The organism is Streptomyces marinisediminis, from assembly GCF_026262575.1.
Classification (GTDB): domain Bacteria; phylum Actinomycetota; class Actinomycetes; order Streptomycetales; family Streptomycetaceae; genus Streptomyces; species Streptomyces marinisediminis.
This window is the reverse complement of sequence record NZ_JAPKFL010000017.1, coordinates 104,420-125,790: the sequence shown is the minus strand read 5'-3', so window position 1 is coordinate 125,790 and position 21,371 is coordinate 104,420. Positions and strand designations below refer to the sequence as shown.

17 protein-coding genes and 1 pseudogene are annotated in these 21,371 nt (G+C 73.8%); 1 reads left to right on the top strand and 17 read right to left on the bottom strand.

Going from position 1 to position 21,371, the window contains the following annotated elements; genetic code table 11:
• Positions 1-141 precede the first annotated feature (141 nt).
• The 15 genes and pseudogenes from OSB71_RS15960 to pgsA all read right to left on the bottom strand — a co-directional run bounded on the left by OSB71_RS15960 (position 142) and on the right by pgsA (position 15,950).
• Positions 142-2,730, bottom strand: coding sequence for a RelA/SpoT family protein (locus tag OSB71_RS15960; RefSeq protein ID WP_265948717.1), 2,589 nt, complete (start codon positions 2,728-2,730; stop codon positions 142-144).
• 188 nt (positions 2,731-2,918) lie between these two features.
• Entirely contained in the window at positions 2,919-3,488 is a 570-nt protein-coding gene (locus OSB71_RS15955; protein ID WP_265948716.1) for an adenine phosphoribosyltransferase, read from the bottom strand.
• Entirely contained in the window at positions 3,485-4,711 is a 1,227-nt protein-coding gene (secF, locus tag OSB71_RS15950; RefSeq protein WP_265948715.1) for a protein translocase subunit SecF, read from the bottom strand. Before secF ends, OSB71_RS15955 begins: the two co-directional genes overlap by 4 nt.
• Position 4,712: 1 nt before the next feature.
• On the bottom strand, positions 4,713-6,533 hold the full coding sequence (gene secD, locus OSB71_RS15945; RefSeq protein ID WP_265948714.1) for a protein translocase subunit SecD: 1,821 nt from the start codon (positions 6,531-6,533) through the stop codon (positions 4,713-4,715).
• Between the two features lie 111 nt (positions 6,534-6,644).
• A complete protein-coding gene (gene yajC / locus OSB71_RS15940) occupies positions 6,645-7,103 on the bottom strand; it encodes a preprotein translocase subunit YajC (RefSeq protein WP_265948713.1) in 459 nt (152 codons plus the stop codon).
• A gap of 175 nt (positions 7,104-7,278) precedes the next feature.
• Positions 7,279-8,400, bottom strand: a complete 1,122-nt coding sequence (ruvB, locus tag OSB71_RS15935; protein ID WP_265948712.1) for a Holliday junction branch migration DNA helicase RuvB — start codon at positions 8,398-8,400, stop codon at positions 7,279-7,281.
• Between the two features lie 35 nt (positions 8,401-8,435).
• Complete coding sequence (ruvA, locus tag OSB71_RS15930; RefSeq protein WP_265948711.1) at positions 8,436-9,059, bottom strand: Holliday junction branch migration protein RuvA; 624 nt, start codon at positions 9,057-9,059, stop codon at positions 8,436-8,438.
• Positions 9,056-9,607: a crossover junction endodeoxyribonuclease RuvC gene (ruvC, locus tag OSB71_RS15925; RefSeq protein WP_265948709.1), complete on the bottom strand. Its 552-nt coding sequence runs from the start codon at positions 9,605-9,607 to the stop codon at positions 9,056-9,058. Before ruvC ends, ruvA begins: the two co-directional genes overlap by 4 nt.
• Positions 9,608-9,809: 202 nt before the next feature.
• The gene (locus OSB71_RS15920; RefSeq protein ID WP_265948708.1) at positions 9,810-10,562 is read right to left on the bottom strand and encodes a YebC/PmpR family DNA-binding transcriptional regulator; all 753 of its coding nucleotides are present in this window, start codon (positions 10,560-10,562) and stop codon (positions 9,810-9,812) included.
• Between the two features lie 61 nt (positions 10,563-10,623).
• Complete coding sequence (gene pdxT, locus OSB71_RS15915) at positions 10,624-11,214, bottom strand: pyridoxal 5'-phosphate synthase glutaminase subunit PdxT (RefSeq protein WP_265948707.1); 591 nt, start codon at positions 11,212-11,214, stop codon at positions 10,624-10,626.
• Between the two features lie 85 nt (positions 11,215-11,299).
• Complete coding sequence (gene pdxS / locus OSB71_RS15910; RefSeq protein WP_502362180.1) at positions 11,300-12,214, bottom strand: pyridoxal 5'-phosphate synthase lyase subunit PdxS; 915 nt, start codon at positions 12,212-12,214, stop codon at positions 11,300-11,302.
• Between the two features lie 366 nt (positions 12,215-12,580).
• Positions 12,581-13,123 (bottom strand): annotated as a pseudogene (locus tag OSB71_RS15905) (hypothetical protein); the annotation flags it as partial.
• A gap of 60 nt (positions 13,124-13,183) precedes the next feature.
• Positions 13,184-14,344, bottom strand: a complete 1,161-nt coding sequence (locus OSB71_RS15900) for a glycosyltransferase family 4 protein (RefSeq protein ID WP_265948706.1) — start codon at positions 14,342-14,344, stop codon at positions 13,184-13,186.
• On the bottom strand, positions 14,341-15,264 hold the full coding sequence (locus tag OSB71_RS15895; protein ID WP_265948704.1) for a phosphatidylinositol mannoside acyltransferase: 924 nt from the start codon (positions 15,262-15,264) through the stop codon (positions 14,341-14,343). Before OSB71_RS15895 ends, OSB71_RS15900 begins: the two co-directional genes overlap by 4 nt.
• Positions 15,261-15,950, bottom strand: coding sequence for a phosphatidylinositol phosphate synthase (gene pgsA, locus OSB71_RS15890; RefSeq protein ID WP_265948703.1), 690 nt, complete (start codon positions 15,948-15,950; stop codon positions 15,261-15,263). The genes OSB71_RS15895 and pgsA overlap by 4 nt, the downstream gene beginning before the upstream one ends.
• A 752-nt stretch (positions 15,951-16,702) precedes the next feature.
• Here pgsA and OSB71_RS15885 point away from each other — a divergent pair.
• Positions 16,703-18,373, top strand: a complete 1,671-nt coding sequence (locus tag OSB71_RS15885; protein WP_265948701.1) for an AbeC-like domain-containing protein — start codon at positions 16,703-16,705, stop codon at positions 18,371-18,373.
• Positions 18,374-18,428: 55 nt separating this feature from the next.
• On the opposite strand, the gene OSB71_RS15880 is transcribed toward OSB71_RS15885, so the two are convergent.
• Both OSB71_RS15880 and thrS read right to left on the bottom strand, forming a co-directional pair.
• Positions 18,429-18,992 (bottom strand): HIT family protein, encoded by a 564-nt coding sequence (locus OSB71_RS15880; RefSeq protein WP_265948700.1) that lies wholly within the window; start codon positions 18,990-18,992, stop codon positions 18,429-18,431.
• Positions 18,993-19,244: 252 nt separating this feature from the next.
• Positions 19,245-21,224, bottom strand: coding sequence for a threonine--tRNA ligase (gene thrS / locus OSB71_RS15875; RefSeq protein WP_265948698.1), 1,980 nt, complete (start codon positions 21,222-21,224; stop codon positions 19,245-19,247).
• Positions 21,225-21,371: the final 147 nt, after the last annotated feature.

Sequence of the window (21,371 nt, the reverse complement as noted above, 5' to 3'; positions counted from 1 at the left end):
GGGGCGGGGCGGGGCGGGTCCGCGGCCGGTCGGGGGGCGGGCCCCGGGGGGGGGCGCCGGGGGGGGCCCGGGGGGGGTGTGCCCGGGGGCCCGCCGCGTCGTCGGGTGCGGTACCGCGACGGACGGCGGCCGGACCGCCCGTCAGGTCCGGCGCGCGGAGGTCACGCGGTAGACGTCGTAGACGCCCTCCACCCCGCGCACGGCCTTCAGCACGTGGCCGAGGTGCTTGGGATCGCCCATCTCGAAGGTGAAGCGGGAGGTGGCGACCCGGTCGCGGGAGGTCTGCACGGCCGCCGAGAGGATGTTGACGTGCTGGTCGGACAGGACGCGGGTGACGTCCGAGAGCAGGCGCGAGCGGTCCAGCGCCTCGACCTGGATGGCGACCAGGAACACCGAGGACTGCGTCGGCGCCCACTCCACGTCCAGCATCCGCTCCGGCTCCCGCGCGAGCGCGTCGACGTTGACGCAGTCCGCGCGGTGCACCGAGACGCCGCTGCCCCGGGTGACGAAGCCGATGATCGGGTCGCCCGGCACCGGTGTGCAGCAGCGGGCCAGCTTCACCCACACGTCCTCGGTGCCCTTGACGATCACCCCGGGGTCGGCGCTCGTCCGGCGTCCCGCGCGCGTGCGGCGCAGCGGCGGCGAGGTCTCGGCGATGTCCTCGTTGGCGGCCTCCTCGCCGCCGAAGGCCTGCACGAGCTTTTGCACCACGTTCTGCGCGGTGACGTGGCCCTCGCCGATGGCCGCGTAGAGCGAGGAGATGTCGGGGTAGCGCATCTCGTGGGCGAGCGTGACCAGGGAGTCTCCGGTCAGGACGCGCTGGATGGGCAGGTTCTGCTTGCGCATGGCGCGCACGATCGCGTCCTTGCCCTGTTCGATGGCCTCGTCGCGCCGCTCCTTGGAGAACCAGCCGCGGATCTTGTTGCGCGCCCGGGGGGACTTGACGAAGCCGAGCCAGTCCCGCGAGGGGCCCGCGCCGGGGGCCTTGGAGGTGAAGATCTCCACCGTGTCGCCGTGGTCGAGGGTGGACTCCAGCGGCACCAGCCGGCCGCCCACCCGGGCGCCGATGGTGCGGTGCCCCACCTCGGTGTGCACCGCGTACGCGAAGTCCACCGGCGTCGCCCCGGCGGGCAGCGCTATCACGTCGCCCTTGGGCGTGAAGACGAACACCTCGTTGCGCGAGAGGTCGAAGCGCAGCGACTCCAGGAACTCGCCCGGGTCCTCCGTCTCCTTCTGCCAGTCCAGCAACTGGCGCAGCCACGCCATGTCGTTGACGGTGTCCTTGCCGCCGCGCCCGCCGGCGTCGGTGCGGACCTTGGACGCGCCGGCCATCGCCTCCTGCTTGTACTTCCAGTGCGCGGCGATGCCGTACTCGGCGCGGCGGTGCATGTCGTAGGTGCGGATCTGCAGTTCGACGGGCTTTCCGCCGGGCCCGATGACCGTCGTGTGCAACGACTGGTACATGTTGAACTTCGGCATCGCGATGTAGTCCTTGAACCGCCCGGGCACCGGGTTCCACCGGGCGTGCACGGTGCCCAGTGCCGCGTAGCAGTCGCGGACGGTGTCCACCAGGACGCGGATGCCGACCAGGTCGTAGATCTCGGCGAAGTCCCGGCCCCGCACGATCATCTTCTGGTAGACGCTGTAGTAGTGCTTCGGCCGCCCGGTGACGGTGGCCTTGATCCGGGCTCCGCGCAGGTCGCCCTGCACCTCGTCGATGACGGTGGCCAGGTACTCGTCCCGCTTGGGCGCCCGCTCGGCGACCAGGCGGACGATCTCGTCGTACATCTTGGGGTAGAGGATCGCGAAGGCGAGGTCCTCCAGCTCCCACTTGATGGTGTTCATGCCCAGCCGGTGGGCGAGCGGGGCGTAGATCTCCAGGGTCTCGCGGGCCTTCTGCTCCTGCTTCTCACGGCGCAGGAAGCGCATGGTGCGCATGTTGTGCAGCCGGTCCGCCAGCTTGATGACCAGCACCCGCGGGTCCTTGGCCATGGCGACGACCATCTTGCGCACGGTCTCGGCCTGGGCCGCCTCGCCGAACTTGACCTTGTCCAGCTTGGTGACGCCGTCGACCAGCAGGGCCACCTGGTCGCCGAAGTCGCGCCGCAGCGTCTCCAGGCCGTACTCGGTGTCCTCGACGGTGTCGTGCAGCAGGCCGGCCATCAGGGTGGCCGGGTCCATGCCCAGCTCCGCGAGGATCGTGGTGACCGCCAGCGGGTGGGTGATGTAGGGGTCACCGCTCTTGCGCTTCTGCCCGCGGTGCCAGCGCTCGGCGACCTGGTAGGCGCTCTCGATCTGCCGCAGGGTGGCGGTGTCGGCCTTGGGGTCGTTGCCGCGCACGATGCGCAGGAGCGGCTCCAGCACCGGGTGGTAGGGGCTGGAGCGCTGGACGCCGAGCCGGGCCAGGCGCGCGCGGACGCGGTTGGAGGAGCCGTAGCGCCCGGAGACGCCGGAGATCGCGCGGGCCGGGGCGCCGTCCCCCGACCCGGAGCTGGTGGGGGCCGGGGCGGGTGGCCGGGCGGCGGACGCGGGGTGCTGCTTGCCGGGCTTCTCGCCGCCCCTGCGTTCCGGCTTCCGGTCCGGCGCGGACGCGGCCGGGCGCGGCGCGGCGGACTCGGCCTCGGCCGGGCTGGGGCCCGCGGCATCCCCGGGCGCGCCCGTCGCGGGCCGCTGGGCGGTGCCTGTGTCCCTTCGCTCGGTGGCGGTGAGTCGCTGGGCCTCGTCTGGCAAGAGCACTCCTCGAACGGTTCCGGCCACGGAACGGCTGGACTGCCATGGTATCGATCCCCGGCGCCGGGCGTCCGGGCCGCTCGGGCGGCCGGCCGTGCGGGCGCGCCGCACAGCCCCGCGCCGCACAGCCCCGCGCCGGGCGGGCCCTGGATGGGCCGCCCGGCGCGAGGCTGTGGCGGACGGTGCGGTCAGACGGCCAGGAGCGCGTCCAGCGGGGCGCCGTCGAGTGCGGCCTCCACCCGGGGCCGGCCGGCGAGGAAGCCGAGCTCCAGCAGGACGGCGGTGCCCACGACGCGGGCGCCGGTACGCCGGATCAGGCGCACCGACGCCTCCGCGGTGCCGCCGGTGGCCAGCACGTCGTCGATCACCAGCACCCGGTCCCCGGCGGTGAGGTCCTCGGCGTGCAGCTCGATCTCGGCGCTGCCGTACTCCAGGTCGTAGGCCTGGCCGAGCGTGGCGCCCGGCAGCTTGCCCGCCTTGCGCACCGGCACGAAGCCGAGCCCGGCCCGCACCGCGACGGGCGCGGCGAGGATGAACCCGCGCGCCTCCAGGCCGACGACCTTGGTGGCGCCCAGCGCGGCGCACCGCCGCGCCAGCACGTCGGTCAGCGCGGTGAACGCCCGCGGATCGGCCAGCAGCGGGGTGATGTCCTTGAACACCACGCCGGGCCTGGGGTGGTCCGGCACGTCCCGGATGCGGCTGAGCAGCAGGTCGCAGACGTCGGCGGGCAGCGGGGGCGAGGACGTCACGCCGCTCACCGCCGCTTCCCCGCGGCGCCGCCCCGGCCCCGGCGGCCGCCGGGGGTGTCCTGACGGCGCGGGGAGACGACGCCGGCACCGGCCGGAGCCACGTCGCGCGGCTCCTCCGCACCCCGCGGCTCCCCGGAGTCGGCCGGCGTGTCGGTCGCCTCCGCGTCGGCGGCCGGCCCCGCGTCGGCGTCCGGCCCCGCGTCGTCCGGGCCGCCGGCGCCCTCGGCGCCGTCCGCCGCGTCGGCGTCGTCACCGCCCCCGTCCGCGGCCTTGGCCCGCTTGGCCAGCACCCGGCGGGTGTGGGCGCGCACCTCGGGCTGGCGCCGCTTGAGGTCCACCACGATCGGCGTCGCGATCATGATGGAGGAGTAGGTGCCCGCGACCAGGCCGACGAAGAGCGAGAGGGCGATGTCCTTGAGCATGCCCCCGCCGAGCAGGCCCGCGCCGATCAGCAGCAGTCCGGCCACCGGGAGCAGCGCCACGACGGAGGTGTTGACCGAGCGCACCAGCGTCTGGTTCAGGCCCATGTTGGCCAGCTCTTCGAAGGTGCGGCGGCTCTGCTTGGTCAGCGTGCGGGTGTTCTCGTTGACCTTGTCGAAGACGACCACGGTGTCGTACAGCGAGTATCCGAGGATCGTCAAAACGCCGACCACCGTGCCGGGCGTGACCTCGAAGCCCACCAGCGCGTAGACCCCGACGGTGATGACCAGGTCGTGCAGGAGCGCGACGAGGGCGGCCAGGGCCATGCGCCACTCGAAGGTGATCGCCAGGTACACGCTCACGAGCACCAGGAAGATCACCATGCCGGTGAGCGCCTTGCTCGTCATCTGGTCGCCCCAGCTCGGGCCGACCAGCTCGACGCCCAGGTCCTGGGGGGCGACGCCGATGTCCTCGGCGATCTCGGCGCGGGCGCTGTTGGACGTCTGCGTGTCCAGGCCGGTGACCGTGATGCGCAGCGAGCCGTTGCCCAGGCGCTGGACGCGGGCGTCGTTGCCGGTCGCCTCCTGTGCGGAGGTGCGGGCCTCCTCGACCGTGACCTGCGTGGCGGGCGTGGTGAAGACCGCGCCGCCCTGGAACTCCACCCCCATGAACAGGCCCTTGACGCCGAGCCCGGCCAGGGAGACGACGATCAAGAGGGCGGAGACCGCGTACCAGAGCTTGCGGCGGCTGACGATGTCGGTCACGACCTCGCCGCGGTTCAGCCTGGCGCCGAGTGCACCGATCCTGGTCACGTCAGGCCTCCTTCGGCTCAGCGGTGGCAGGGGCCAAGCGGCGCCCGCGGATGGGCGGCCGGACTCCCAGCCGCTTGGGGTCCAGGCCCGACAGGGGGTGCCCGTCGGCGAAGAACGGACGGCGCGCCAGGAGGCTCGTCAGCGGCTTGGTCAGCAGGAAGACGATCAGCACGTCGAGCAGGGTGGTCAGGCCGAGGACGAACGCGAAGCCCTGGACGGAGCCCACCGCGGCGAAGAACAGGACGACGGCGGCGAGGAAGGAGACCACGTCGGAGATGAGGATGGTGTGCCGCGCCCGCGGCCACGCCCGCTCGATCGCCGGACGGATCGACCGGCCCTCCCTGACCTCGTCCCGGATGCGCTCGAAGTAGACGATGAAGGAGTCCGCCGTGATGCCGATCGCGACGATGGCGCCGCAGACCGCCGGCAGGCTCAGCGCGAAGCCGATGGCCGGGCCGAGCAGCGACATGACGACGTAGGTCAGCCCGCCCATGAGGAGCAGGCTGGCGATGGCCACCAGCGCCAGGGCCCGGTAGTAGAACAGCAGGTAGAGCACGACCAGGGCCAGCCCGATGCCGCCGGCGATCAGCCCGGCCTGGAGCTGGTCGCTGCCGAGCGAGGGCGAGATGCTCACCACGTTCGCTTCCTGGAAGCTGATCGGCAGCGCGCCGAACTTCAGCACGTTGGCGAGGTCGGCGGCCGAATCCTGGTCGAAGCTGCCGCTGATCTCGGCCTGCCCGCCGCCGATGCGGGAGGAGACGGAGGGGGCGGAGACGACTTCGCCGTCGAGCGTGATGGCGAACTGGTTCTGCGGCTGCGGCAGGGTGGAGATGCGCCCGGTGACGTCGGCGAACTTGCCCGCGCCGGCGTCGTTGAAGTCCATCGTGACGATCCAGATGCCGCGCTGCTGGTCGAAGACCGCGTCGGCGCCGGTCACGTCGGTGCCGGGCACCTCGACCGGCCCGAGCGCGTACTTGTAGGCGCCCTCCCGGTCGCAGGCCGCGACGGGCTCGGAGTTCTCCGCGGCCGCGACGGCCTGGCTCGCGTTGGCGCGGGCCTCGGGGGTGGAGCAGTCGAGCTCCTGGAGGCGCTGCATGAGCGCGGCGGCCTCCTCCTGGCCCTCGGGCGGCACCGGGCTCTCCTGCGGCTCCTCCTCGCCCCCGGGCTGCTCCCCCTCCTCGGGGGCGCCGGGCGAGGGGGTCGGCTCGTCCACCGGCCCCTGGCGGGCCCCCTGCGGGCTGGGCTCGTTGGAGGCCTCGTCGGCCGGGGACTCCTCGCCCTCGTCCGCCGGGGACTCCTCACCCTCCGGGGCCTCGGCCTTGTCGTCGCCGGTGCCCTCCGCGGCGTCGTCCTGCTCGCCCGCGCTCTGCTCGGGGCTCGGCGAGGGCTCGCCCTCGGGGGCGGGCGCGGCGGCGGGAACGGCGTTGAGCACGGGGCGGAAGCCGAGCTCGGCCGTGGTGCCCACCTGCTCACGGGCCTGTTCCTCGTCGGTCCCGCGGGGGATGTTGACGATGATGTTGCGGTCGCCCTGGGTCTTGACCTCCGCCTCGGACACACCGAGGCCGTTGACCCGGCGGTCGATGATCGAGGCGGCCGTCTCCATGTTGGCCGGGTTGATCGCGTCGCCCTTGCCCGGCTGCTCCTGAGCGGTGAGCGTGATGCTCGTGCCGCCGGCGAGGTCGATGCCCAGGCGCGGGCTCTTGGTACCGGCGAGGAACATGCCTCCGACCAGCAGCCCCGTGAGGGCGATGATCAACGCGAGGGCACGCCCCGGTTTCCCCTGCGCCCCGGGGGACCTCCGGCGCTTCTTCGGTGTCGCCACCTTGTCGTTTCTCCCTGTCCGGCCGCCCGCGCGCGGTGGTCACCGCGCAGCACGCGAGATGATGTGCGGAACGTGCGGCGCCGCCGGACCGAGGGTCCGGCGGCGTAGCGGCTACTTCGGGCCGCTGTCGCCGTCGCGCTTGGAGTCCTGGGGGTGCTCGTCCGCAGCGCCGGGCGCCTCGCCGTCTTTGCCCAGGTCGATCTTCTCATCCGTGACGGCGTCCGCGGAACCGCTCGGTCCGGTCAGCGTGGAGGCGTCGTCGGGAACCACCGGGTCCTCGCCGTGCGTCTCACCGTGCACGATGCGCTCGTACTCCTCGGCCTCCAGCACCGCGCCGACGGCGTTCTTGGCGTAGAGCGCGTGCACACCGGGGGCCACTTCGAGCAGCACGGTGTCGTCCCCCACCTCCTTGACCCGGGCGTACATGCCGCCGATGGTGCGGACGCCGGTGCCAGGCTGCATCTGGTCGCGCATCTGCATGGCCTGCTGCTGCTTCTTCTTGGCCGACCTCGTCATCACGAACATGAAGCCGATGAGGATGAGGAGGGGGAGAAGGAATGCGATATCCACGGCGGAAGAGTGTCCTTTGCAGGGCCGCGAGCGGCCTGGGGGGTGATGGATGAGTCTGCCGCCCCAGGGGCGGCATCGGCGGAGTCTAGGCGAGGCTCTGCCGCTGGAACAACGCTTCGCCGGCGGTGGAGGTTCCGGTGCGGGGCGAACCCGGCCTTCCGCGCACCGCCGCCGGTCAGCCGTCGAACAGCCCGGACTGGCCCCCCGGCGCCCCCGGTGCGGGCCGCGGCGGGGGCGTCAGGCCCAGGTGGGCCCAGGCCGCCGGGGTGCCCACCCGCCCGCGCGGCGTGCGGGCGAGCAGGCCCTCGCGCACCAGGAACGGCTCGGCGACCTCCTCGACCGTCTCGCGCTCCTCCCCCACGGCCACCGCCAGCGTGGACAGCCCGACCGGGCCGCCGCCGAACAGCTTGAGCAGGGCGTGCAGCACCGAGCGGTCCAGCCGGTCGAGCCCGCGCTCGTCCACCTCGTACACCGCCAGCGCCTGCCGGGCGATCTCCCGGGTGACGGCGCCGTCGGCCTTGACCTGGGCGTAGTCGCGCACCCGGCGCAGCAGGCGGTTGGCGATGCGCGGGGTGCCGCGGGAGCGGCCGGCGATCTCGGCGGCGCCCGCGGCGTCCGTGGTGACCTCCAGCAGCTTCGCGGAGCGGTGGACGACGCGCTCCAGCTCGGCCGGTTCGTAGAACTCCATGTGCGCGGTGAAGCCGAAGCGGTCGCGCAGCGGGGGCGGCAGCAGGCCCGCCCGGGTGGTGGCGCCGACCAGGGTGAACGGCGGCAGTTCGAGCGGAATGGCGGTGGCGCCCGGGCCCTTGCCGACGACGACGTCGACGCGGAAGTCCTCCATCGCCATGTAGAGCATCTCCTCGGCGGGCCGGGACATGCGGTGGATCTCGTCCAGGAAGAGCACCTCGCCCTCCTGGAGCGAGGAGAGGATCGCGGCCAGGTCCCCGGCGTGCTGGATGGCCGGGCCCGAGGTGATGCGGATCGGGGCGCCCATCTCGGCCGCGATGATCATGGAGAGGGTCGTCTTGCCCAGGCCCGGGGCGCCGGAGAGCAGGACGTGGTCGGCGGTGGCGCCGCGCTGCCGGGCGGCCCTGAGCACCAGGTCGAGCTGTTCGCGCACCTTGGGCTGGCCGACGAACTCGGCGAGCGTCTTGGGCCGCAGCGCGGCCTCGACGGCGGTGTCCTCGCCGTCGGCGTCGGCGCCCACCAGGCGCTCGCCGCCGGTGGCCGGGGGTGCGGCGGCGTAGGCGTCGCCGTCCGCGGGGGCGCTGGCGCCCTGGTCGTCGTCCCGGGTCATGCTCACTGTCTCCTCGGGCCGGGGCGCGGGGCGCCTCAGCGGGTGCGGTTCAGGGTCTGGAGTGCGGCGCGCAGCAGGGTGCTCACCGGCGGCACGGCCCCGCCGCCGGCGGCCTCGGCCTGCGGGGCGACGGCCTCGATGGCCTCGTCGGCCTCCCGGGCGGCGTAGCCCAGGCCGAGGAGGGCGGTGTGGAGCTGCTCGCGCCAGGGCGCCGGCCCGGCGGCGCCGGCCGCCGCCGCGGGCGCGGCGCCGCCGACCGGCGCGCCGAGCCGGTCCTTCAGCTCCAGCAGCAGCTTCTGCGCGCCCTTCTTGCCGATGCCGGGCACGGCCGTGAGCGCCTTCTCGTCCCCGGCGGCCACGGCTCGGCGCAGGGCGTCGGGCCGGTGGACGGCGAGCATGGCCTGGGCGAGCCGGGGGCCCACGCCGCTGGCGGTCTGCAGCAGCTCGAAGACCTGGCGCTCGTCGTCGTCGGCGAAGCCGTAGAGGGTGAGGCTGTCCTCGCGCACCACCAGGGAGGTGGCCAGCTTCGTCCGCTCCCCCACGCGCAGGGCGGCCAGCGTGGCGGGGGCGCACTGCACGGACATGCCGACGCCGCCGACCTCGATGACGGCGGCGTCGGGCGCGAGCGCGGCCACCGGGCCCTGGACGAAAGCGATCATCGGACGGTGCCCTTTCGCGAGCGGGGGGTTCGGGCGGCGCGGACGGCCTGGTGCGCTTGCTGGAGGCGGTTGAGCGCGGGAGCGCGCCAGATGTGGCAGATGGCCAGCGCCAGCGCGTCGGCGGCGTCGGCGGGACGGGGCGGGGCGTCCAGCCGGAGCAGCCGGGTGACCATGGCGCCGACCTGCGCCTTGTCCGCCCGCCCGGTGCCGGTGACGGCGGCCTTGACCTCGCTGGGCGTGTGCAGCGCGACGGGCAGCCCGCGCCGGGCCGCGCACAGCAGGGCCACGGCGCTGGCCTGCGCGGTGCCCATCACGGTGCGCACGTTGTGCTGGCTGAACACCCGCTCCACGGCGACGGCTTCGGGCCGGTGGGCGTCCAGCCACCCGTCGATGCCGCGCTCGATCTCCACCAGCCGCTGGGCGGTCTCGGCGTCGGCCGGGGTGCGGATCACGCCGACGGCGGCCATGCGCAGCGGACGCCCCGCCACGCCCTCGACCACGCCGACGCCGCAGCGGGTCAGCCCCGGGTCCACGCCCAGCACACGCACGCGCGCCCCTCCCCTGTCGTCACCTCGCCGCCCCTGCCGGGCGAGCCGTTCGACGCAGGCTACCGGGCCGCACCGACAACGCGGCGCGCCACGGCGGCGGCGCGGCCGTCCGGTGGGGCCCAGGGCCGGTGCCCGGGCCGCGCGCGCCGTGCTCGGGCGTCCGGGGCGGGGTGGGGCACGGAGGCGGGGCGCCCGGCGAAGCTCAGGCGTCGACCTTGGCCATGACCTCGTCGGAGACGTCGAAGTTGGCGAAGACGTTCTGCACGTCGTCGCTGTCCTCGAGGGCGTCGATCAGCTTGAAGATCTTCTTGGCGCCCTCCTCGTCCAACTGCACCTGCATGGTGGGGACGAAGTTGGCGTCCGCGGAGTCGTAGTCGATGCCGGCCTCCTGGAGCGCGGTGCGCACCGCGACCAGGTCGGTGGCCTCGCTGAGCACCTCGAAGGACTCACCGAGGTCGTTGACCTCCTCCACACCCGCCTCCAGGACGGCGGCGAGCACGTCGTCCTCGGCCAGCTCGCCCTTGGGGACGATCACGACGCCCTTGCGGTGGAACAGGTAGGCCACCGAGCCGGGGTCGGCCATCGAGCCGCCGTTGCGGGTCATCGCGACGCGCACGTCGGAGGCCGCGCGGTTGCGGTTGTCGGTCAGGCACTCCACGAGCACGGCGACGCCGTTGGGGCCGTAGCCCTCGTACATGATCGTCTCGTAGTCGGCACCGCCCGCCTCCAGGCCGGCGCCGCGCTTGACCGCGCTGTCGATGTTCTTGTTGGGGACCGACTGCTTCTTCGCCTTCTGGATGGCGTCGTAGAGCGTGGGGTTGCCGTCCGGGTCCGCACCGCCCATGCGCGCGGCGACTTCGATGTTCTTGATCAGCTTGGCGAACAGCTTGCCGCGCTTGGCATCGATCACGGCCTTCTTGTGCTTGGTGGTTGCCCACTTAGAGTGGCCGGACACAGCCTCGCTCCTTCGATGTCACCAACGGGTTACCAGTGCGCCCGATCCTACCGTCAGCGCGTCACGCCGCTGCCCGCACCATCTGTGCGAACATCTCGTGCACCCGGTGGTCGCCGGTCAGTTCGGGGTGGAAGGCGGTGGCGAGCAGACGGCCCTGGCGCACCGCGACGGGGTGCCCGTCGTGGACGGCGATGACCTCGGCCCCGGCGCCGGTGGACTCCACCCACGGCGCGCGGATGAAGACCCCCTCGACGGGGCCGCCGTCGACGCCGGTCACCTCCACGGCGGCTTCGAAGGACTCGTTCTGGCGGCCGAAGGCGTTGCGGCGCACGATCATGTCGATGCCGCCGATCGTCTCCTGGCCCGAGCGCGGGTCCAGGATCTTGTCGGCGAGCATGATCATGCCCGCGCAGGAGCCGTAGGCGGGCATGCCCTCGCCCACCCGGGCGCGCAGCGGCTCCAGCAGCCCGAAGGCCGAGGCCAGCTTGGAGATGGTGGTGGACTCGCCGCCCGGGATGACCAGGCCGTCGACCTCGGCCAGCTCCTCGGGCCGGCGCACCGCACGGGCGTCCGCGCCCGCTCCGGCGAGCGCCGCCAGGTGTTCCCTGACGTCGCCCTGCAGGGCCAGGACGCCGATGACGGGGTTGCTCACGGTGTACCTCTCGGACCAGCGCCTGCGGGCGGCCCGGCCCGCGGGGGCCGGGCCGCCCGCAGGCGGCCGTGCGTGGGGGCGCTGGTCACCAGCCGCGGCTGGCGTAGCGCTCCTCGTCGGGCAGGGTGTCGCAGTTGATGCCGACCATGGCCTCACCGAGATTGCGGGAGGCGTCGGCGATGATCTTCGGGTCGTCGAAGAAGGTGGTGGCCTTCACGATCGCGGCGGCGCGCTTGGCCGGGTCGCCGGACTTGAAGATGCCCGAGCCGACGAAGACGCCCTCGGCACCGAGCTGGCGCATCAGCGCGGCGTCGGCCGGGGTGGCGACGCCACCGGCGGAGAAGAGCACGACGGGCAGCTTGCCCAGCTCGGCCACCTCGGCCACCAGCTCGTAGGGGGCGCGCAGCTCCTTGGCCGCGGCGTACAGCTCGTGGTTGTCCAGGCCCTTCAGGCGCGCGATGTCGCCCTTGATCTGGCGCATGTGGCGCACGGCCTCGACGACGTTGCCGGTGCCGGCCTCGCCCTTGGAGCGGATCATCGCGGCACCCTCGGCGATGCGGCGCAGGGCCTCGCCGAGATTGGTGGCACCGCAGACGAACGGGGTGGTGAAGGCGAACTTGTCGCTGTGGTTGACCTCGTCGGCCGGGGTGAGGACCTCGGACTCGTCGATGTAGTCGACCCCGAGGGCCTGGAGGACCTGGGCCTCGACGAAGTGGCCGATGCGGGACTTGGCCATGACCGGGATGGAGACGGCGTCGATGATGCCCTCGATCATGTCCGGGTCGGACATGCGCGCGACGCCGCCGTCCTTGCGGATGTCGGCCGGGACCCGCTCCAGGGCCATGACCGCGACGGCACCGGCGTCCTCGGCGATCTTCGCCTGCTCCGGCGTGACGACGTCCATGATCACGCCGCCCTTGAGCTGCTCGGCCATGCCGCGCTTGACGCGCGCGGTGCCGGTCTCGGGGGTCGGGGAAGTGCTGGGGGACGTGGTGGACACGGTTGACCTCACTCGGCGGAAAGACGACTAACGGTACGGAAGCGGTGAAGGCGGCGAGACGGCCGACACGGTCCATCGTAGGCCCGTTCGGCACGCCACCCGGACCGGCCACGAAGTCCACTTCGCGACCGAGCCTGCGCCATCATTGATAAAACCGGGCCGCCCGGTGTCCGGGAAAGGTCCAATTCGCGGTCAGTGGCCCGTTCCGGTGCCCCGATCGGCGCTTCCGGCCCCGCCACCGGCCCCGGCGGCAGCGCCGCCTCCGGTCCCGCCGCCGTCCCGCCCGGCGGCAGCGGTGTGTTCCGCGGCCCGGTCCGCGTCGCGGGCGGCGGTCGGCTCGGGGGCGCCCGCCGGTGCTCCGTTCCCGGAGCGGTCCACCAGGGCCGGGGGCGGCCCGTCGTCCATCTCGAAGGCCAGCGGGAACGGCGCGTGCCCGGCCAGCCGCAGCCAGCGCACCGCGCGGTGCCGCCGCAGCGCGCGGGCGGCGCGCACCGCGTCGTTGTGGAACCGCCGCGCCATCGGCACCCGGCGCACCGCCTCGGCCAGCTCGCCGACGGACTCCTCGCCCCCGGGCACCGCGCGCACCGCCTCCATCTGGCCGGGCTCGCCGAGCACGGCCCGCAGCGCCTGGCTCAGCTCGCTCTCGGCCACCTCACGGCTCTCCTCGGCCGCGAGCCGGGCGTCGTGGGCGCTCTGGTAGAGCAGCATGGAGGCGGCCGGGTCGAAGACGCCGGAGGTGGCCAGCTCCTGGGCGACGGAGGCCCGCCGCAGGAGCTGGGCGTCCAGCGCGGCACGCGCGGCGTCGATCCGGGCGTGCAGCCGGTCCAGGCGCCCGGCCGTCCAGCTCAGGTAGACGCCGACGACCACCAGCGCGAGGGTGGTCCACACGACCCAGGAAAGCGCAGTCACAGGGCGCAACGTTAGCGGACGCCCCGCGTGCCCCGGGGGCCCGGAGCGGCCCCGGGCGGGTCAGGCGCGTCCGGGGCGCAGCCGGTTCCACGGACGCATGCGGTCGTCCTCGGCCACCGTGGAGGCGCCCTCGGTGACCGTCTCGTAGACCGCCAGGATGTCGGCGGCGACCGTGCCCCAGTCGAAGCGCCGCACGTGCGCGGAGGCCCGCGCGCGCAGTTCGGCGCGCCGGTCGGCGTCGCCCAGCAGCCGCACGGCCGCCCGGGCGAGCGCGTCGGCGTCCTCGTTCGGGTAGGTCTCGCCCGCCTCACCCCCGCCGAGCACCTGGACGAACGCGTCCAGGTCGCTGGCCAGCACCGGGGCCCCGGCCGACATGGCCTCGACGAGAATGATGCCGAAGCTCTCGCCCCCGGTGTTGGGCGCCACGTAGACGTCCACGCTGCGCAGCAGCCGCGCCTTGTCCTCGTCGCTGACCATGCCCAGGAACTGGACCCTGTCGCGCAGGTGCGCGGGCAGGCCCGCCACGGCCTCCTTCTCGTCCCCCCGGCCGGCCACCAGCAGCCGCGCCGCCGGGCGCCGCTCCAGGATCGCCGGCAGCGCCCGCATCAGCACCGGCAGGCCCTTGCGCGGCTCGTCGATGCGGCCGATGAAGCCGATCGTCCCGCCCTCCCACTCGGCCTTGGGCTCGGCGTCGGCGAAGAAGCCCACGTCGACCCCGTTGGGGATGACGACGGCGTCCCCGCCCAGGTGCTCGACCAGCGTGCGCCGCGCGTACTCGCTGACCGCGATGCGGGCGCTGATCTTCTCCAGCGCGGGCTGGAGGATCGGGTAGGCCGCGACCATGGCCCGCGAGCGCGGGTTGGAGGTGTGGAAGGTGGCGACGATGGGCCCGCGCGCCGCCCAGCAGGCCAGCAGGGACAGCGAGGGCGCCGCCGGCTCGTGCACGTGCAGCACGTCGAAGTCGCCGTCCGCCAGCCAGCGGCGCACCCGGGCGGCGGAGAGCACGCCGAAGCTGAGCCGGGCCACCGAGCCGTTGTAGGGCACCGGCAGGGCACGCCCGGCGGAGACCACGTAGGACGGCAGCGGCTTGTCGTCGTCGGCCGGGGTCAGCACGGACACCCGGTGACCGAGGCGGATCAGGTGTTCGGCGCAGTCGCGGATGTGGAACTGCACGCCCCCGGGCACGTCCCAGGAGTAGGGGCAGACGATGCCGATCCTCACGGGCGCGGCTCCCTCTTCGCCGGTCCGCCGGGCCGGGTGGGCGGATCGGCCGGCCACAGGCGCTGCAGCATGTGCCAGTCGGTGGGGTGGGCGGCGATCGCCTCGGCGAAGACGTCGGCCAGCGCCTGGGTCATCGCCGCGGCCTTCTCCCGCCGGGTGCCCTCGGCGGGCACCTCGATCGCGGGGTGGACGCGGGCCTTCATCACCGGGGTGTCGTCGAACCACAGGCTGGCGGGCAGCAGCGGGGCGCCGGTCTGCAGGGCCAGCAGCGCGGGGCCGGGGGGCATCCGCGCGGGCTCGCCGAAGAAGGACACTTCCACGCCGGAGGCCGACAGGTCCCGGTCCGCGACGAGGGCGACGACCTGGCCCGCGCGCAGGCGGCGGGCCAGCACCCCGAACGGCGTGCCGCCGTCGTGCGGCAGCACCTCCATGCCCAGCGACTCGCGGTAGGCGACGAACCGGTCGTAGAGCGAGGCGGGCTTCAGCCGCTCGGCGACGGTGGCCAGGTTCACCCCGAGCTGCGTGGTGGCCCAGGCGCCGGCGAGGTCCCAGTTCGCCAGGTGCGGCAGGGCCAGCACGGCGCCGCGGCCCTGCTCCAGCGGCTCGGTGAGCCGGTGGGCGTCCAGCAGCCGCATGCCGTTCGCGATGCGCTCGTGGTCCCAGGCGGGGAGCCGGAAGGACTCCATCCAGTAGCGCAGGTAGGAGCGCATCCCGGCCCGGGACAGCTCGGTGAGCCGCTGCGCGGAGGCGTCGGGGACGACGCGGGCGAGGTTCGCCTCCAACTGCCGCACGCCCGGCCCGCGCCGCTTCCAGGCGACGTCCGCGATGCGCTGCCCGAGCCGTACGGCGACCGGTTCCGGCAGCCGCTTCACGCCCGCCCAGCCCAGCCCGTACAGGCCGTCGGTGAGCCGTTCCCTCATGCGGGCCCTCCCCTCCCCTTCTCCGTGCCGCCCGGCGCCGGGGCGGCGGGGGCGGCGTCCGCGGCGGCGGCCTCCCGGCGCACCGTGACCACGCGCTGCACCAGGGTGACGGCGCTGCCCACGGCGACCGCCCATAGGGCGACCGGCAGCAGCACGCCGAGGTGCGGGACGCCGAACGTGGTCTCGAAACCTGCCAGCCCGGTCAGCACCAGCGTGATCACCAGGCGCTCGGCCCGCTCGACCAGGCCGTTGACGTTCACCGGGAGCCCGATGCTCTCGCCGCGGGCCTTGGTGTAGGAGACGACCTGCCCGCTGGCCAGGCAGAAGATCGCCAGCGCGCACAGCAGGAGGGAGTCGCCCGCGCCCGCGAACCACAGGGCGAGCCCGCCGAAGACGGCGGCGTCCGCCACCCGGTCGAGGGTGGAGTCCAAGAACGCCCCCCAGCGGCTGGAGCGCCCCGACTGCCGGGCCATGTTGCCGTCGACGAGGTCGGAGAAGACGAACACCGTGATGGTCACGACGCCCCAGAAGAACTCCCCGAGCGGGAAGAACACCAGCGCTCCGGCCACCACTCCGGCCGTGCCGACCAGGGTGACGGCGTCCGGGCTCACCCCCAGGCGCAGCAGCAGCGCGGCGAACGGGGTCAGGACACGCGTGAAGAACGCACGCGCGTACTTGTTCAGCATGGCGGTCCCGGGGTCGGTGCGGGCGGTGGCGCTTCGGCGGCCACCGGCCGCCCCATCGTAGCCAGCGCGGCGGCGGCGTTACGGAGCGGTAGCACGAACGGGTGCGGGCGGCGCCGCGCCCGGCGCGCCGGGACGGGCGCGGGCGAGCCGGGACCGGCGGCGCACGCGGTCTGCGGGCGGCGCGGGGAGCGCGCCGGCGCGGCGCGCGCCCCGGCGGCCGGCCCCTCCTCGCGCCGTCGCCCCTCCCGGACGGCCGGCCCGGCCGCCGGACGGCAGACGGCCACCCCGGACACTGGGTGAGCAGGCGGACACCGGGCAGCCGGACCCGGACACCACGACCACACCAGCAGACCCGAACATCAGACGGCCACACGAGCAGGCCCGGGGACACCGGACAGACGGACCAGCGGACCAGCGGACCCGGCCACCGGACAGGCGGACCGGCGGGCCCGAACACCGGACGGGCAGACCGGCAGGCGCAGCCACGATGCCGGCGCCCGGGGCCGGACGCGCCGGAGGCCGGCCGCCGGGGCGGCGGACCGGCGCCCGCCCGCCCCGGTGCCGCGGTCCGCGGCGGCCGCAGTTACGCCCGGCGTGCCCCGCGGCCGCCGCGGACCGCGCGACGGATGCGGCAAAGAGGGGGGAACGTGCGCTGGGCACCGCTACGCTGACACTCCGGCAGATGTTTCACGCTCCGCCCCCGCGGGGAGTGGGGCAGTGGCTTGTGCGCGGAAACAGGAGTGGGGGCAGCAGTGGCAGGCTTCGACGACCGCAAGCACGCCGTGGAGGTGGACTTCAGCGCCGGTGCCCAGGTGCCGCTGAGCGGCGGCGACTCCGGGCAGACGGCGGCCACCCAGGCGCTGGCCTCGGCCGCGTACCGGGACGGCCCGGTCGCACCGCTGGTGGACGCCAACGAGGCGACGTCCGTCAGCAAGCCTAAGCTGTCCCTGTTCGAACCGAATCTCGGGGAGGCGTTCTCCCGCGCGGTGCGGGTGCGGATGCTCGGGGGCGGCCGCAAGCCGCTCATCCAGTCCTTCGGCACCGACCCGATCTCCGTCGTCGACCACTGCCTGGCCGCCACCCGGCTGCGCAAGGCCCGCGACATCAAGCTCACGCTGGTGATGGTCGTCTTCGGCCTGTTCTTCCTGCCCGGCGTCCTGCTGTGGCTGGTCGGGTTCCAGCTCCGGCGCACGCTCGCCGGGGCGCAGAACCGCCGGGCCGGGGTCTTCGGCGTGCTGGCCCTGGCCGCGCTGGCCGGACTCGTGCTGGTGCTCGCCGTCGCCCTGCCCCTGGGCGGCCTCCTCGGGCTCTACCTGATCGCGATGCTCCTCGCCCCGGTCGTCGGCTGGCTGGTGGCCAAGCGGATCTGCGAGCGCTACGCCAAGGACCTGCGCGCCTACTGGAGCAGCCTGCTGGGGGGCGGCGGCGTCGGGGCGCGCATCCCCGAGGCCGTGCCGCAGGACCCGAACGACAAGGAGGCCGAGAAGCTGCGGCAGGCGCTGATCCGGGTCGCCGCCGAGCAGCACAGCAACGTCGTCTTCTACGCCGGGCCCAAGGGGATACTGGGCATGGGCACCCGCTGGGGGAGCTGGCAGCTCGCGGAGGAGCTGACCCCGGCCGAGGGCGTGGACGACATCAACCCGTTCCGGAGCTGGGACGTCGTGCGGGCCATCGAGGACCGGCTGCGCCTGCTGGAGCGCGGCCCGCTGCACACCGGGGGGTTCCCCAAGCCCTCGGTCCGGCACTGGGTCGTCGCGCCCGTCGGTGAGGGTGCCAAGGAGGTGGCCCGGCCGGACGGGCAGGAGGTGGAGTCCTTCCAGGTCAAGGACTTCGAGATCCAGCGGATCTGCAACGAGCAGCAGTTCGGCAGCGGCAACCGGCACTACCTGGGCGTGCAGTTCGTGCTCTGGGACGGCCAGCTCGTGCTGACCCTGATGATCACGGTGACGGTGCTGCACCACACGCTGCGCGTGGAGGTCACCGGGCACGCGCTCGGTCCGGTGCACCCGCTGTTCACCACCAAGCCGTCACCGAAGGAGAAGTCGGTGGCCAAGCACGTGAAGTTCTGGGAGACCAAGACGGTCTCGCTGCCCCTGGTGGAGACGCCCGAGGTGGTGCGTCTGGCCGCCCGCGCCCCGCTGACCTGGTTCCCGCCCGTGCTGGACTTCCTCGGCGGCAAGCTCACGCTGCCCGAGCCGTTCGGGCTGCGCCACACGTGGGCCAACCAGCCCTGGCGGCACCGCTTCATGGCCGACGACGCGCTGCGCGCCGCCACCCCGGTGCTCCGCGCGGTGCACACGGCCACCGTGCAGGTGCTGGCGGCCAACGGGGTGGACACCGACAAGTTCCAGGCCCGCTCCTCGTTCCTCAGCGGCGCCGTGCAGGCCCCCACGCCCGCCAACGCCGACCGGTACGACGTCTGAGCCGGCCTCCCGGCGCCGGGGCGCGGTGCGGCCGGGGGCGCTCGGGCCCGCTGGCTCAGTCCTCGGCGGGCCAGGCCTCGGCCAGCATGCGCCGGGTGTCGGCCAGCAACTGCGGCAGCACCCGGGTGTGGCCGACGACCGGCATGAAGTTGGTGTCCCCGCCCCAGCGGGGCACGATGTGCTGGTGCAGGTGCGCCGCGATGCCGGCGCCCGCGACGGCCCCGAGGTTCATGCCGACGTTGAACCCCTGCGCGCCCGACGCGGTGCGCAGGGCCGTCATCGCCCGCTTCGTCAGCAGCGCCAGCTCGGCCGTCTCCGGATCGGTCAGCCCGGCGTAGTCCGCCACGTGCCGGAAGGGGACGACCATGCAGTGGCCGCCGGTGTACGGGTAGAGGTTGAGCACCGCGTAGACGTGCTCGCCGCGGGCCAGGACGAGGCCGTCCGCGTCGTCCTTCCGCGGGATCACGCAGAACGGGCAGCCGTCCTCCGCACCGGGGCCCGAGGGCTTGTTCTCGCCCTGGATGTAGGCCATCCGGTGCGGTGTCCACAGACGCTGGAACGCGTCCGGCGTGCCGACCCCGATCTGCTGCTCCGGCTCACTGCTCATGCGGGCCAGCATATGGCGTCGGCCTGCAGGGGCGGGCCGCCGGGGCGCCTGCTGAGCCGGGCCGGGGCGTGCGGGGCGCCGGGACCGCTCGACGGGAGGCGCGGCCCCCGCCGCGCCGCCGCGCAGCCGCCGCACCGCCGGGGGTGTTTCGCCGCTCGCACCCCGCGCGCGCCGACGCGCCGGACGGCGGGGCACGCCGGGCGGTCCGCACGCGCCGGAGCCCCGCGCGCGGGTGCGTGCGGGGCTCCGGCGACGGGTGGCCGCTCAGACCTGGACCCGGCGCTCGACTGCGTCCCGGATCTCGGCGAGCGCCTCCTCGCGCGGGATGCCGTTCTTCTGCGACCCGTCCCGGTAGCGGAAGCTGACCGCTCCGGCGGCGACGTCGTCGTCACCGGCGATGACCATGAACGGCACCTTGGCCTTCTGCGCGTTGCGGATCTTCTTCTGCATCCGGTCCGCGGAGGAGTCGACCTCCATGCGCAGGCCGCGCCGCTTCGCCTCGGCGGCGAAGTCCAGCAGGTAGGGCACGTGGTCGTCGCCGATCGGGATGCCGGTCGCCTGGACGGGCGCGAGCCAGGCCGGGAACGCCCCGGCGTAGTGCTCCAGGAGCACGGCGAAGAACCGCTCGATGGAGCCGAACAGCGCGCGGTGGATCATCACCGGACGCCGGCGCGAGCCGTCGGCCGCGGTGTACTCCAGCCCGAACCGCTTGGGCTGCTGGAAGTCGACCTGGATCGTCGACATCTGCCAGGTGCGCCCGATGGCGTCCTTCGCCTGGACGGAGATCTTCGGGCCGTAGTAGGCCGCGCCACCCGGGTCCAGCACGAGCTCCAGGCCCTGCTTGCCCGCCGCCTCCCGGAGCGCCCGCGTCGCCTCTTCCCACTCCTCGGGCTCACCGATGAACTTCTCGGAGTCGTCGCGGGTGGACAGCTCCAGGTAGAAGTCGTGCAGACCGTAGTCCCGCAGCAGGTTCAAAACGAAGGTGAGCAGGTTGTCCAGCTCCCCGGGCATCTGCTCCGGGGTGCAGTAGATGTGCGAGTCGTCCTGGGTGAAGCCGCGCGCCCGGGTGAGGCCGTGGACGACGCCGGACTTCTCGTAGCGGTACACGGTGCCGAACTCGAACAGCCGCAGCGGCAGCTCGCGGTAGGAGCGTCCGCGCGCCTTGAAGACCAGGTTGTGCATCGGGCAGTTCATGGCCTTCAGCCGGTAGTCCTGCCCGTCGAACTCCAGCGGGGGGAACATGGACTCGGCGTAGTTCGGCAGGTGCCCGGAGGTCTCGAACAGGCCCTCCTTGGCGATGTGCGGGGTGTTGACGAACTCGTAGTCCGCCTCCTCGTGGCGCCTGCGCGAGTAGTCCTCCATCACGCGCCGGACGATGCCGCCCTTGGGGTGGAACACGGCCAGGCCCGAGCCCAGCTCCTCGGGGATGGAGAACAGGTCCAGCTCCGCGCCGAGCTTGCGGTGGTCGCGCTTCTCGGCTTCGGCCAGGAACTCCAGGTACGCCTTCAGCTCGTCCCTGGAGGGCCAGGCGGTGCCGTAGATGCGCTGGAGCTGCGGGTTCTTCTCGCTGCCGCGCCAGTAGGCGGCGGCCGAGCGCATGAGCTTGAACGCCGGGATCAGTCGGGTGGTGGGCAGGTGCGGACCGCGGCAGAGGTCCTTCCAGCACAGCTCGCCGGTCTTGGCGTCGAGGTTGTCGTAGATGGTCAGCTCGCCGGCGCCGACCTCGGCGGAGGCGCCTTCGGCCGCTTCGGCGGCCGAGCCCTTCAGGCCGATGAGTTCCAGCTTGTAGGGCTCCCCGGCCAGCTCCCGGCGGGCGTCCTCGTCGGTGGTGACGCGGCGCGAGAAGCGCTGGCCGCGCTTGACGATCTCCTGCATCTTCTTCTCGACGCGCTTGAGGTCCTCGGGCTGGAAGGGCTCGTCGACGTCGAAGTCGTAGTAGAAGCCGTCCTTGATCGGCGGACCGATGCCGAGCTTGGCCCGCGGGAACAGCTCCTGCACCGCCTGGGCGAGCACGTGGGCGGCGGAGTGGCGCAGGATGTCCAGGCCGTCCGGGCTGGACATCTCGACGGGCTCGACCTCCTCGCCGTCCACCGGGGCGTAGGCGAGGTCCTTCAGCGCGCCGCCGACCCGGGCGGCGACGACGCTCCGCTCCCCCTCGAAGAGCGCGGCGGCCGTAGTGCCCGTGGTCACCACGCGTTCTTCCCGCTCGGAATCGCGTTTGATGATCACACGGACATCGGACACCGGATCTCTCCTGACTCATGTGGACCGCGCGGACGGCCGCCCGCGCCGAGGGGGAATCGTACCGAGCGCGGCCGCCCGGGCGCGAAACGGTTACGCGGACCACCGGGCCGGCGACCGGCCGCGGCGCGCCCGGGACGCGGAACGCGA